The following is a 12,214-nucleotide window of genomic DNA, read 5'->3' on the forward strand; positions in this document are numbered from 1 at the left end:
TTCCAGGAACGGCTCGACGCCGAGCCCGACCTGTTGACCCGGTGGCAATGCCACCCGGGCTACGTCTGGGCATCGCCCGACGATCCGACCCGACTGCGGTTCTCCTTCGTCTACTCGCAGCGGTCCAAGCCCACCGACGACGAACCCTGGCTCCAGTTCGAACAGAGCACCACCATCGACGACACACCCGCCACCCACCAGGCCGATCGCCTTGCCGGACAACTCGAAACCGCCGACCCGAAGACCCGAGCCGCCATCGTCGGCGGCTCCCGCGACGACGCTGAGCGGCTCGGCTACCCCTGGCCCGAACGACAATGATCAGATGACCGAGGCACGGCGTCGTCATCGGAGCCGAACACCCCGGGGAGCCGGCGTCGCCAACCGCGCACCCGCGACGACACGAGCGCGGACCGGATTCACCACCAGGACCTCGCACGGCGCCATTCCCTGCCGGCCCGAACACGCCGTCGCTGCTGTCACACGGGATCACAGCACGGCACCGTCGAGGCCTCGCCGGTAATCCGTAACCGCGATCAGGTGCATTTCCTGGGTGCATGCGTGACCGGCCAGCGCGGGAGCCGCACCCCGCCATGGACCGACACGACCATCAGCACACCCGTCCCGGCTCACGACTCGACGCCCAGCTCGCCGACCGACTGGCGCTGCCGGGCCAGGCCAGTCCCGCCGTTTGGCATGTTCCGCCGGCGCAGCAGCCCGGCTGCCTGTCCCCGCAACTGGCCGATCTGCTGCTCAACGACCAGACGCAGGTCGGGGACGTCGTCCTGGACATCGACGACGATGTCGCGTTCGCGGCCACCGCGGTAGCGGCTGGACGCCGTCACCATACGCTCGGCGGAGCCCACCATCTGGCGGCGATGAGCCCTGCCGCCGGCTACCTCGATCTGATCCTGTTGCACTGGCCCCGCCCCGCGGTCAACCCCCGGTGGCTGCTGGCCGAATGCCGATCGCTGCTCGGCGCCGCCGGCTGCCTCGTGATCGCCGTCTGCGTCGAGGGCGACCAGCGGGTGGCACACCTGACCGCGCTCGGCGGCGCAGCGGCCGCAGCCGGGCTGCGCCCGATCCGGCACGTCGCCGCCCTCGACCCGGACTCGGCGCCGCGTTCGACCCCGGGCGTGGCCACCCACGGGACCGCGATGAAGAGCCACCGGCATTCGCACACGGTCACTCACCCGCACACCGACCTGCTCATCCTCGCTGTCGGCGATGTCGAGGCGACGCACGATGAGTGACCACACCCGCATGGCGAGCCGTTCGCGTGACGGCCACACCTCCGGCTCTGCCGTGGCCACGACGCGCTCTGCGGCCACACCCAGTTGGGTGCACACATCCGCGGCGCCGCTGCAGGCGGCGATCAGCGGCATCGGGCAGGACCACATCGGGCCGGTGGCCACACTGTGGCCCACCGGCCAGGACAGCGACGCCGCTCAACGCACCGGCCGGTACGTGCCGCAGACACAGTGCCATCCGCAGCGGACCCGCCCGGCTCTCGCTGCCCAGGCAATCGAGCGTTACAGCCGCCCGGGGCAGACCGTGTTCGACCCGTTCGTCGGTAGCGGCACCACGGTGGTCGAGGCGGTCCACGCCGGCCGCCGCGCCATCGGCGTCGACATCGACCCGCGCTGGGTCGAGCTGACCGAACGCAACCTGGACCATGCGCGCCGCCACGGCGCCACCGGCACGGCCATGATCGTGCGTGGCGATGCCCGCCACCTTCAGCCGGTGCCGCGGCGGCTACGCGGCGCCGTCGACCTGGTCCTGGCCACTCCACCTATCCGTTTGCATCCACCACCCGGCTATCCGGCGCGCCGGTGGAGCAACGCCGATCTGGTCGGTCAGCTGGAAACCGATCTCAAGCTGTCGTTCGCCAGTTGGATCCCGCTGCTACACCCGGGCACAACCATCGTGCTGACCAGCCGACTGCTGCACCGCGCACACCAGATGCTCGACCTCACCGTGCCGATCGCGTACGCCGCCGAATGGGCCGGACTCGACCTCGTCGAACGAGTCGCCGCCCTGAACGTCCCAATCCGCGACACCAGCCGGCTACGCCCGATCACCCGCAGCCGGCGACGCGCGTCGCGACCGCGGGTCATTCACGACAACGTTCTGGTCTACCGCGTCCCGGACGTGCCGCCGACCTGGTGGCGAGGCCGCCGATGAACAGCGGCACAATGCCGCCCCCGCCGGACAACGCCGCACCGAACCAGGCCGCGCCGGCCACGCCAGGGACTGCGGCGGTGCGGGAGATCGTGCGTGCTCGGCTCGCCGCGATGGCCGCGCCCAGGAACTCCGACGATGCGGAGTTGGCTGCGCTGCGGGCGGCTCTACGCGACGAGCGGCTGATGAGGCACGTGATCGCAATCGTTGAGCGGTGGCCGGCGCTGACCGCCGAGCAACGCGAAGTCATCGCCGCATTGCTCGGCCCAGGGGCCGCCGTTTGAGCGAGCGGCCCTGACGGTCGCCGGTGCTCGGCGCGGGGCCGAGACGATCAGCCGCGGCAGGAACTGGCTGGCAGCCCGTCTGTCGGGGGCCTCGCGTACAGCGGTGCAGACCACGCTGAACGAGCTTTGGCGGATGTTGAGGAGTCGGTCGGGTCCTTTCCCGTACGTGTGGACGCGGGGAATCCCCGCGCCGCTAAGAGGAAGACGTAGTTGCGACCGTCGATCGTGGCGGTTTGGCATGATCAGTTCACGGCTGCTGTGTTTACCGTCGCCCATCCGACCCAATGCATCGAAACCCTTTGCAGGCACATCTCTTCGATCGGTCCGGCTGATCCGGAGCCACGTCGATTCGAGGAGGACACATGGACGCGCGTTGCGATCGGGAGGAATCCGGGAGCCGCCTCGGCATCGGGCCGGTCGATCGACCCGGCGTCGGTACCCCCACCCGCAGCACCGCACTGCGCCGGTGGCTTGAGTCGCGCTGGACCAGGCTGATCACCGCGACCGTGGCCGGCGTCGTCGCGGCGGCCTTCGGTAGCGTCGCGCTTGTCGCGCCCGCCGTCGCCGGGCCGCAGGTCGACGTCGTCGGTGGGACCCGGGCGGCGCAGGGCGAGTTCCCGTGGATGGTCAAGCTGTCGATGGGCTGCGGGGGCGCGCTCTACACAACGCAGATCGTGCTCACCGCCGCCCATTGCGTCGGCGCGACCGGGCCGACGACCAGCATCATGGCCACGCTCGGCGCCGTCGACCTGATGAACCCCGCCCGGATCCAGGTCCGCTCGTCCTACGTGTATCAGGCACCCGGCTACAACGGCAGCGGCCGGGACTGGGCGTTGATCAAGCTGGCGTCTCCGGTGTCGCTGGCGACCCTGCCGATCGCGACGAGCGCCGCCCACAACGGCGGCATCTTCACCGTCGCCGGCTGGGGCGCCGCGAGTGACGGTGGTCCGCAGCAGCGCTTCCTGCTCAAGGCCAACGTGCCGTTCGTCAACGACGCGACGTGCCAGCTCACCCTGACGAACCTGATCCCGAGCCAGGAGATCTGCGCCGGCCTTCCGCAGGGCGGCGTCGACACCTGTGACGGTGACTCCGGCGGGCCGATGTTCCGCCGGGATGCCTCGAACGCCTGGGTCCAGGTCGGCATTTCGAGCTGGGGCGTCGGATGTGGGCGGCCGAACCTACCCGGCGTCTACACCGAGGTGAGCACGTTCGCCGCCGACATCGCCGCAGCGGCGGCCAGCCTGATGGCGCCGCCGCAGCAGCCGCAGCCGTGCGGTCCGTTCACCAACGACGCAGACATCAGCATTCCCGATCCGGGCACGGCGAACAGCCCCGTGGCCGTCACCGGGTGCACCGGCAACGGCTCGAGCGTAAGTCAGGTGCCCGTCCGGATCGTCCACACCTACCGCGGTGACATCCAGATCGACCTCATCGCGCCGGACGGGTCCGCCTACCGCCTGAAGAAACCCTCGTCCGGCGACCCGGCCGACAACGTCGACACCACGTACACGGTCGACCTGTCCAGCGAGCCCCGATCGGGCACCTGGCAGCTCCGGGTGTCAGACACCTACAACCTGGACGTCGGCTACATCGACCAATGGAGCCTGACGCTCTGACACCTTTGCCGGTGGCGCTGCGCTCCCGTCGCAGCGTCATCGGCGCGTGCGCAGCGAAGCTCGTGATTGATTGAACCGCTCTGGCTTTGTGGAGGCCCAGGTGGTCCGGTGCTCCCTGGTGACCGAATTTCATGACCGAAGGCTCTCGCCGAGCTGGAACAGCCTTCCTGTGGATAGGAGCGTCGCAAGATCCTTCCACGTCCGGACCTGGCCACGAGGCGCTCGCTACAGAACGCGCCAACCGGTCGCGCGTCGTGCGCACTCATGCTTCACCGGGATGGCGGCTGCTTCGCCGCTGTCGTGGACAGGTATGCCGCGAGCGCGACGGTGAGGAGGCCGCCGCCTGCGACCAGGAAGACGCCACGGCTCGACGTTGCCTGCAGCAGCGCGCCGCCGAGCAGCGCTGCGATGGTCTCGGCAAGGAAAATCGGCCCGTACACGGCACCGAAGACGCGGCCGAGCTTATCCTCCTCGACGTTTTCACCGATTGCGGTGTCGCAGCCGACGTTCTCCAGGCCGTTGCCCGCGCCGGCGATGGTGTAGCAGGCGACGATCAGAACCAGCGGCGGCGCCAAGGCGACGGTGGTCAACCCGATTCCACCCAGCGCGAGCCCGGTCACCAGCAGCGAGACGCCGTTGAGCCGCCGGCGGCTGAACACGATCGTCATCGGCGCGATTACCATCGCGACGCCGTACACGCCGGTCGCCACCCCCAGCGTCACAGCGCTGCCATCTTCGTCGCGGCGTACCAAGTACACCAGCGCCACGTTGTCCATGGCCGCGAACATCACCGAGAAGAACAACGCAAGCGCGACCGTGCGGGCAACCCGGTGCCCCGCCAGGTAGCGCAGGCCGACACCGAGGTCGGTGATCAGACGCGGCCGCGACGTCGCCGCGCCGCGCCGAAGGCGGCCGGGGACTGCCAGCAACAGCAGTGCCGACATCAGATATGAGGCGGCATCGAACCCGAACGCCGCGTGCGGCCCCATCCAGTTGATCAGCGACGCGCCGACGACCGGACCGGCCGCCAGCGCGATGTTGTGCGATGAGCCGAGCATCCCGTTGGCCCGTCCGAGCTGGTCGCGCTCCACCAGTAGCGGCACACAGCTCTTACCGGTCGGCAGAAACATCGTGCCGATCAGGCTGGTTACCGCGATCAGCGCGGCAAGCACCGGAATCGGTGGCAGCAGTATCGCGATTAGCCCGACGGTGATCACACGCCCCAGATCGCAGATCACCATCACCCGCCGCGGTTCCCACCGATCGGCGAGGGCGCCCGCGATCGGCCCGAGTGCCTGCGGCAACGCCCGTGCAGCGAGCACCACGCCCATGTCGGTAGCGGACGCACCCCGGTCGTACAGGTACAACACCAGCGCGGTCAACGCGACGAAGTCCCCGAGGTAGGACGCCGTGCGGGCCAACCACAGCGCTGCGAACGCCCGGTTGCCGCGCAGGTGAGCAGCACCGTTCGACGGCAATCGGATCATCACCACGAATCAAACAACCTCAAGCCCACTCGAGGTCAAGACAACGGATGCCCAACTCGCCGGCCGCCCGGCTGTGCGCCAACCAGCGCGAACGCTCAGTGCTGCTGCGCAAGGCGGCCGGGCTGGGCTGACTTTCTCCCGCTCGGCCCAGCCGCCTCTCAAGAACCTGCGACCGGGTAGCTCGACGACGAAATAGCTGGGTGGATCGGTGCTAGGTCGACAATTAGGATCCGTTCCGGGCAGCGACCCGTTGCCGGGTCGACGTCGTCGAACCCGCCGGTGGGCGGACGGCATGCGAAGCGGGGGCGATGGAAACGATCGAAGGACCGGCGGTCGTCGCCATCGATGAGCGGCATTGCGCGGGGATCCGGGTGGTCACTCCCTTTCGGGGGATGTACGCCGTTCGTGATCGGCTCATGAAGGAGCTGTACGCGTGGCTGGACGAGCGTGAGATCAAGCCGGGGGTCGCGTTCTTCCGGCTGCACGTGGTGAACATGGTGGGCGACATGGACGTCGAGTTTGGTGTGATCACCGATGGCCCGATCGAGGGCGACGACCGTGTTCACGCCAACGTCCTGCCGTCCGGCCAGTTCGCGACGCTGACGGGCGCCGGCAACGGCGTCGGGGCGAACCGCACGTTGCTCGACTGGATTCGGGCTCGGAACCTGACCATGGACTGCGTCGAGAGCCCGGCCGGCGATCGGTTCGGCTGCCGCTATGAGGCCTACCTCACCGATCCTCGGAAGGAGCCGAAGAAGAAGCTCTGGCGGATCGAGCTGGCCATCCGGCTGGCGTCGTGACCTCAACCGTCACCGCCGACACGTCCAGCGGCGGATGGACAGCCACCTACCAGCTCACGATCGCCGGCCCGGCATCCTGACCCGCTCGTGGGAGGCCGCAGGCCCGGGCGATGAACGCCGGGCCCACGGCCGGTCGCACAGCGATACGCTGAGCGTCTTGCCAGCCATTCGCGCCGTGCGACTTCCGAATCGGCTACGACCACCACTGGCTCACCGAACTCTCGCCCGAGACGACGCCATCTCCCGCGCCGAACAACCGATGAGCCCGAAGGTCACTCCGGCGCACCGCCGTCAAGGGCGAGCACCCGCGACAACACAGCGACCGTCTCGCGCGCTTCAGCGGCGTCCGCGTCGCTCGTCCAACCCTGAAGCCACGGGCCGCCTGGTCCGGCGACGAACGTCAGGGCCTGAAGCGCGGCGCTCGCTAGATCGGGCGCGGGCGCGGCCAACCGGACATCCGAAACAAGATCATGCTCGACCAGTGCTTCAAGTCGTTCGTCGAACTGTTGCCCGCCGGGCAGAGTGGCCGCAACAACCGCCGCCGCGGCTACGACCTCATCGGGAAAGAACTCCCGCCAGAGCAGCTCAGGGTTGTCCTTCACGAAGAGGAACATGCGCGCCAGCGCTGGCCCCCGACGCTCAGGAGGCCGTTCGGCGAGTTCCTCCAGGAAGTCCATGGCCCCATCGCTGGAGAACGGGCCGGTCCCGAACGTTCCCATGCTCGTTGCCTCCTCGACACGGTCGTCGCCTCCGTGAGCGCCGCGGCAATCGTGGTTTTGGGGCCAGCGGTCAGCGCCTGACCACGGCCAGGGCGACGAGGAACTGGCCGCCGCCAGCGTCAACGCTCGCCGTCACCGGCAGTCCGGGAACAAGCCGGGAGAACCGGTCGACCAGCCAGTCCGCCGTCTCCTGGGCGTCCTTCCTGCTCGGACAGCGGGCGACCAGTTCGCGGCCACCCTTGCGTTCGAGGCGCTCGGCAACAGCGATCAACGGTGCGGGCTCCACGACGTGCAGACGGTCCGGCCAGGCGATGACCACCTTGACGGCGCCCTTGCGCGAGTTGCAGGCACGGTGCGCGAGCCGCTCGGCAACCTTGGCCCTGCGGTCGGCGGTGCGACTGTCGACGCTGGGCCCACGCGGATCATTCACCGACATGTCGGCGTCGACCGGCTCATCACACACCCAGCACCGCCAGCCATCACGCATCGCCACATCATCGAGGGCACTCATCCGAGCAAACTAGCCCTCTCTACCCGCAGCCAGCGGCAGGCCGGCCGCGGCGAACGTCGCCAGTCTGAACGGGCTGATCGACGCGCTCGCCCCCCGTGAGGGGCGCTGCTGGAGCGTGCTGTGGCTTCAGACCATTTGAGTGGGCTCCGCCGATCGTCGGCTGGCTGTCAGGTTCGTGACTGCCCAGACTCTACGTGATGGAATAAACACTCAGCGTAGTGTCGTGATCAATCGCCGCTCCTCCGTGCGGCCGGGTCGCTAAGGAGTACTGCCGTGTTCGTCCTGAATGGCGCGGTTCGACGCCGCCTGCCCACCCGATGTGCCGTTCTCACAGCGGCCGTCGCCATGCTGCTGGCAGCGGGGTCACCGGCCTGCGCCGAGCCCGAGGCCGGAGTCGAACCCAAGTCGGTGGAACGCACGGTCGCGCCGGGTGAGTCGTTCGACATCGACAAGGTGGTACAGACCCCGACGATCCTGCCGAAACCCGACGTGGTCCTGCTGATCGACACTACCGGCAGCATGGACGAAGCGATCGACGACGTACGGGGCAAGATTCTCGAGATCATCGACACAGTCCACATGGCGCAGGCGGAGGCGCACTTCGCGGTGGCGTCCTACCGCGATCAGACCGACGGACCCGAGATGTTCAAGGTGCACCAGCCCCTCACCGGCGACGCCGGCAAGGTCAAGGCCGCCGTCGACGGGCTCACCACCGGCGGGGGCGACGACGAGCCCGAGGACTGGATCAACTCGCTGGTCGAGGTGGCCGGCTTCGATTTCCGGGACGACAGCAGCCCGGTGGTGGTGCTGATCGGCGACGCGCCGAGCCACGAGCCGAGCAACGGGCACAGCTACGACGACGCCGAGAACGCGCTGCAGGACATCGGCGCCCGAGTCGTCGGAGTGGACGTGCAGACCGAGCTCGCCCCCGGCCTGGACGCACTGGACCAAGCCACCCACCTGGTGACCGCCACCGGCGGACAGCTACTCAGCCCGTCACCCGAGCAGGTGTCGGCGGCCATCCTGTCAGGACTGCAGCAACTCGACGTGACGGTCACGCCCGAGATTCTTGCGTGCGACCCGGCACTGAACGTCTCCTTCGACGCGGAGAAGGTCACGGTACCCAGCGGCGAAGCCGCCCAGTTCGTCGAGACCGTCGAGGTCGCCGCAGACGCCGCCGAGGGTGCCACCCTGGAGTGCTCCGTGCAGTTCCGGCTCGGCGGCGTGCCGGCTGGTCCGGACTTCGTCCAGCACATCACGGTCCACGTGCTCGAGGACGAGCCGCCCGTGGTGACCGTCGAGGACAAGACCGTAGAGGCGACCGGCCCGAACGGCGCGGTGATCGATTACCCGGCCGGCGCCACCGATGACCTCGACGGCAACCTGGTCCCGGTCTGTGCGCCGCCATCGGGCAGCCTCTTCCCGATGGGTGACACGAAGGTGACCTGTACCGCCGAGGACAGCGGCGGAAACGTCGGGCAGGACACCGCCACCATGCGGGTCGTGGACACCACTGCCCCAACAGCGACCTGCAAGCCGGGCGGCAACCCCGCCGGCAACCCGCCGAAGTCGAACAACCCGGACGGCTTTTATGTGCTCGGAGGGAAGGATCTCGTCGATCCCGATGTAGACCTGTACATCCGGGACACCGGCGACCCAGCGGTGAACTTCGGCCCGTACCCTGACGGCACGACGATCAAGCTTACCCAGGCGCCGGGCGCCAACCCGCAGGTCAAACCCGGCACCGGCGCCGTCGACTACAAGGTCCGGCTCCGCGGTGACGCGCAGATCGTGGCAATCGACGCATCTGACAACGCCTCCGCGGTGGCCACCTGCTACGTGCCGCCGAAGCCGTAACCGCGTTGCCGGCGCCACGGCGCGGCCGTGGTGCCGGCAACACGTGCCGTTCCCACTATCCCGACAAAGTTCAGCAGACAGCGGTGCGTCGGCGCTGACATCATCGTCCGCCACGCCCCCGGCTGACCCGCTGTCGCGGCCCGCCCGTCCAAGCCACTCGACACGTTCCGCCCGATCTACACCTACCGCCGCCGTTGCGCGACGAGGCTTTCGTCGTCCACGGCGGCGGCTGAAGCCCGCCTCCGCGACCTCACCACCCACGCTGAGCGTCATCCCGGCACCGTCAACGGCCCGCTACAGGAACCTGATCGGACACGGCCCGCCCGCGCGGGCGGCCGCGCGAGACTGCGCTCAACCGCGTCACGCCTAGTTGATCGGGACCTACACAATGTGGTGAGACGCCCAAAGTCAGTATCGAAGGGTGGCGGCCGTGACGACCCCCGCACGCAATGACCAGGACCGACGTGACGAGGAGAACCGCCTGTGGGCGCACGGACTTCACACTGACAACAGCATCGTCCAGCGTGGGAACTACTTTCTCGTGGCCCAGTCGATGCTAGTCGTCGCGTACTCGATCCTGCTGTCCGTCGGTCAGCAGGTAAACCGGCTGGCCATCGCCACCGTCATCATCGCCGTCGTGGGAATGGTGTTGGCGGGGGTGTGGGGCTACGTGAGCTGGTCGGGCGTACAGTATCTCCGCCACATCCAGCATGCGGCGGTCGACCGGTTGCCGGAGTACAAGCAGACCCGCGAGACCTGGCGGTCACGGCGGCGTGTCTCGGCTCTCAACATGTTCACCTATGTCGTGCCGAGTATCACGGGCGTGATGTGGGGCGCGTTCCTCGTCGTCCTATGAGCACGGAAGGCGCCGCCCGCATCCGCTATGCCGCTCCTTGAGTGAGTTCTCTTCATCCTGGTTGGCGCTGCTCCTCGACGCGTTGAAGGACGAAGATCGCGGCGAGGAGTGCGGTGGCTCGTTGTGGGCAGCTGGCCTTCCACCTGGACCGGGGCGGCCGAACAGGTGAGAGCGGCGTTCCATCCCTCCGTTTCGAGGGTGGCCAGTGCGGCCAGCCACTCCGCTTCGTGCTTCAAGGCCCATCCCGTCGTTGCCACACCAGCACTCTTCCTGCGGGCTGTGAGCGTCGCAAGAACTTCACGTCCCGATTTGCCGCCGAGCGCTCGGCGCTCCTGGCGGCGCGATCTGCTGCCGACTTCCGGGCGCCCCGACGCCGACCGGCCAGTCTGACGATCCTGGGCCATGTGCGAGACGATGGCCGGTAGACCAACTGGCGGACGGACTGGTGCCGGACCCGGACGCGCAGTGGCCGGTCACCGCCTTACCGTTGGGGCCATGCCTGAACTGGTCTATCCGCCCGTCATTGCCGCGATGCGAGCCGCGTTCCGCGTCCTCGATCTGCAGATCACGCTGTCAGGCACCCAGCACGTGCCCGAACGTGGCGGCGCGGTGCTGGCGAGTAATCACGTCTCCTATCTCGACTTCGTCTTCTGCGGCCTTGCGGCGCGTGCCTCGAAGCGGCTGGTGCGCTTCATGGCGAAGGAGGAGATCTTCGCGCATCGCGTGGGTGGCCCGCTGATGCGCGGCATGCGTCACATCCCGGTGGACCGCAGCGCCGGCATGGCCTCGTACAAGGCCGCCCTCGAAGCGCTCAAGCGCGGCGAAGTGGTCGGCGTGTTCCCCGAGGCCACTATCAGCACGTCGTTCACGGTCAAGGAGTTCAAGACCGGGTCGGTGCGGATGGCGGCGGCTTGCGGAGTGCCGCTGGTGCCGATGGCGGTGTGGGGCTCACAACGGCTCTGGACGAAGGACCGCAAGCGGTCGCTCGGCAAGCGGCACGTGCCGGTGACGATCCTCGTCGGTGAACCCCTACATCCGACCCGCAGGGACGACCACACCCAGATTCTCGCCGAACTACAGGCCCGCATCACCGCGCTGCTGAACAAGGCCCAGCGCGACTACCCCGACGAGCCGTCCGGCCCGGACGACCGCTGGTGGCTACCAGCCCACCTGGGCGGGACTGCACCCGAACCGCCAGAGGTGGCCACCACACCGCAGCCGTAGGTCAAACGAACCCTTCCCGAGGAGAACCCCATGCCCCGCTGACTGCCACGAACTCGCTACGATCTTGGCTTCCGGATCTGGCACCGCCGTTCGTGCACGGTGGTCCGTCATCCATCGTCACAGCCGGTGAGCGCCACTCAGGCGTGGTTGACGTCCTGAACTAGCCGAAATCAGTGCACGTGATCATGGCGACGGCAAAGCTCGCTGGTTCCGGTCCCGACGTGGATTTCTCAAGAATCTGAAGCTATGTCGTCTGCCGTTCCGCTTCCGCCGGGCCGATCGTCAGCGGAACCCTGCGGGTGGTGCGGGCGACCCGCCCGAGGATCCGGCTCGCTGGATGTGGGTTGACAACCGGCACGACGGGTCGGGTCGATCTCGCCGGATTCCCGTCACGGTCCACGGTCGCCGTGTGGTTGTACGGGCCACCCAATCTGCGACTGCGTCGGCCGCTGCCATCCGTAGTCGTCGACGCGTACGAGGAGGCCTCATACACCTGGCGCCGGCGAGCTGACGATCCGGCCGGCGGGTACGCGATCTGGACCGAGCCGCGGGCCACCAGCTGCCCGGCCCTGGGCCCCGCGTAAGTGACGTCGACGGCCAGGCACCCGGGCACCTGCCGCCCGGGTGATCCGCGGATGACGAGGACGTTCAACGTCCCGAGGGGTGCCATGAGCGGGCGCCC

Annotated in this window: 11 protein-coding genes and 1 pseudogene; 9 read left to right on the plus strand and 3 right to left on the minus strand. The window is 68.5% G+C overall.

Annotated features, from left to right (window positions below; all coding sequences use genetic code 11):
* The 5 genes and pseudogenes from Vau01_RS54695 to Vau01_RS54715 form a co-directional block, all read left to right on the plus strand.
* Nucleotides 1–318, plus strand: a pseudogene (locus Vau01_RS54695) (hypothetical protein); the annotation flags it as partial.
* 236 nt (nucleotides 319–554) lie between these two features.
* Complete coding sequence (locus Vau01_RS54700) at nucleotides 555–1,250, plus strand: hypothetical protein (protein WP_204009964.1); 696 nt, start codon at nucleotides 555–557, stop codon at nucleotides 1,248–1,250.
* Between the two features lie 88 nt (nucleotides 1,251–1,338).
* Nucleotides 1,339–2,181 carry a TRM11 family SAM-dependent methyltransferase gene (locus Vau01_RS54705; RefSeq protein WP_204009966.1) on the plus strand — a complete coding sequence of 281 codons (843 nt, stop codon included), beginning with the start codon at nucleotides 1,339–1,341 and terminating at the stop codon, nucleotides 2,179–2,181.
* 77 nt (nucleotides 2,182–2,258) lie between these two features.
* On the plus strand, nucleotides 2,259–2,462 hold the full coding sequence (locus Vau01_RS54710; RefSeq protein WP_204009968.1) for a hypothetical protein: 204 nt from the start codon (nucleotides 2,259–2,261) through the stop codon (nucleotides 2,460–2,462).
* A gap of 362 nt (nucleotides 2,463–2,824) precedes the next feature.
* A complete protein-coding gene (locus Vau01_RS54715) occupies nucleotides 2,825–4,078 on the plus strand; it encodes a trypsin-like serine protease (protein ID WP_204009981.1) in 1,254 nt (417 codons plus the stop codon).
* A 269-nt stretch (nucleotides 4,079–4,347) separates the two neighbouring features.
* Here Vau01_RS54715 and Vau01_RS54720 read toward each other — a convergent pair whose 3' ends face one another.
* Nucleotides 4,348–5,565, minus strand: coding sequence for an MFS transporter (locus Vau01_RS54720; RefSeq protein WP_239152780.1), 1,218 nt, complete (start codon nucleotides 5,563–5,565; stop codon nucleotides 4,348–4,350).
* Nucleotides 5,566–5,873: 308 nt separating this feature from the next.
* On the opposite strand from Vau01_RS54720, the gene Vau01_RS54725 reads away from it, so the two are divergent.
* Nucleotides 5,874–6,365 (plus strand): GyrI-like domain-containing protein, encoded by a 492-nt coding sequence (locus Vau01_RS54725; protein WP_204009987.1) that lies wholly within the window; start codon nucleotides 5,874–5,876, stop codon nucleotides 6,363–6,365.
* A gap of 272 nt (nucleotides 6,366–6,637) precedes the next feature.
* Here the strand turns inward: Vau01_RS54725 and Vau01_RS54730 are convergent, their stop codons facing one another.
* Together Vau01_RS54730 and Vau01_RS54735 are read right to left on the minus strand one after the other, a co-directional pair.
* The gene (locus Vau01_RS54730; protein WP_204009990.1) at nucleotides 6,638–7,084 is read right to left on the minus strand and encodes a DUF4259 domain-containing protein; all 447 of its coding nucleotides are present in this window, start codon (nucleotides 7,082–7,084) and stop codon (nucleotides 6,638–6,640) included.
* Between the two features lie 70 nt (nucleotides 7,085–7,154).
* The gene (locus Vau01_RS54735) at nucleotides 7,155–7,595 is read right to left on the minus strand and encodes a hypothetical protein (RefSeq protein ID WP_204009993.1); all 441 of its coding nucleotides are present in this window, start codon (nucleotides 7,593–7,595) and stop codon (nucleotides 7,155–7,157) included.
* Nucleotides 7,596–7,868: 273 nt separating this feature from the next.
* Here Vau01_RS54735 and Vau01_RS54740 point away from each other — a divergent pair, with 273 nt between their 5' ends.
* The 3 genes from Vau01_RS54740 to Vau01_RS54750 all read left to right on the plus strand — a co-directional run bounded on the left by Vau01_RS54740 (nucleotide 7,869) and on the right by Vau01_RS54750 (nucleotide 11,532).
* Nucleotides 7,869–9,452, plus strand: coding sequence for an HYR domain-containing protein (locus tag Vau01_RS54740; protein ID WP_204010003.1), 1,584 nt, complete (start codon nucleotides 7,869–7,871; stop codon nucleotides 9,450–9,452).
* A gap of 430 nt (nucleotides 9,453–9,882) precedes the next feature.
* Complete coding sequence (locus tag Vau01_RS54745) at nucleotides 9,883–10,308, plus strand: RipA family octameric membrane protein (protein ID WP_204010005.1); 426 nt, start codon at nucleotides 9,883–9,885, stop codon at nucleotides 10,306–10,308.
* Nucleotides 10,309–10,803: 495 nt separating this feature from the next.
* Complete coding sequence (locus tag Vau01_RS54750; protein ID WP_204010007.1) at nucleotides 10,804–11,532, plus strand: lysophospholipid acyltransferase family protein; 729 nt, start codon at nucleotides 10,804–10,806, stop codon at nucleotides 11,530–11,532.
* Nucleotides 11,533–12,214 lie beyond the last annotated feature (682 nt).

This window comes from Virgisporangium aurantiacum (genome assembly GCF_016863635.1).
Taxonomy (GTDB): Bacteria; Actinomycetota; Actinomycetes; order Mycobacteriales; family Micromonosporaceae; genus Virgisporangium; species Virgisporangium aurantiacum.

Bases quoted from the DNA above. Each gene is read 5' to 3' on its own strand.
- Vau01_RS54720 (WP_239152780.1), bottom strand. From the start codon at position 5,565: ATGATCCGATTGCCGTCGAACGGTGCTGCTCACCTGCGCGGCAACCGG.
- Vau01_RS54730 (WP_204009990.1), bottom strand. From the start codon at position 7,084: ATGGGAACGTTCGGGACCGGCCCGTTCTCCAGCGATGGGGCCATGGAC.
- Vau01_RS54735 (WP_204009993.1), bottom strand. From the start codon at position 7,595: ATGAGTGCCCTCGATGATGTGGCGATGCGTGATGGCTGGCGGTGCTGG.
- Vau01_RS54715 (WP_204009981.1), top strand. From the start codon at position 2,825: ATGGACGCGCGTTGCGATCGGGAGGAATCCGGGAGCCGCCTCGGCATC.
- Vau01_RS54725 (WP_204009987.1), top strand. From the start codon at position 5,874: ATGGAAACGATCGAAGGACCGGCGGTCGTCGCCATCGATGAGCGGCAT.
- Vau01_RS54750 (WP_204010007.1), top strand. From the start codon at position 10,804: ATGCCTGAACTGGTCTATCCGCCCGTCATTGCCGCGATGCGAGCCGCG.
- Vau01_RS54700 (WP_204009964.1), top strand. From the start codon at position 555: ATGCGTGACCGGCCAGCGCGGGAGCCGCACCCCGCCATGGACCGACAC.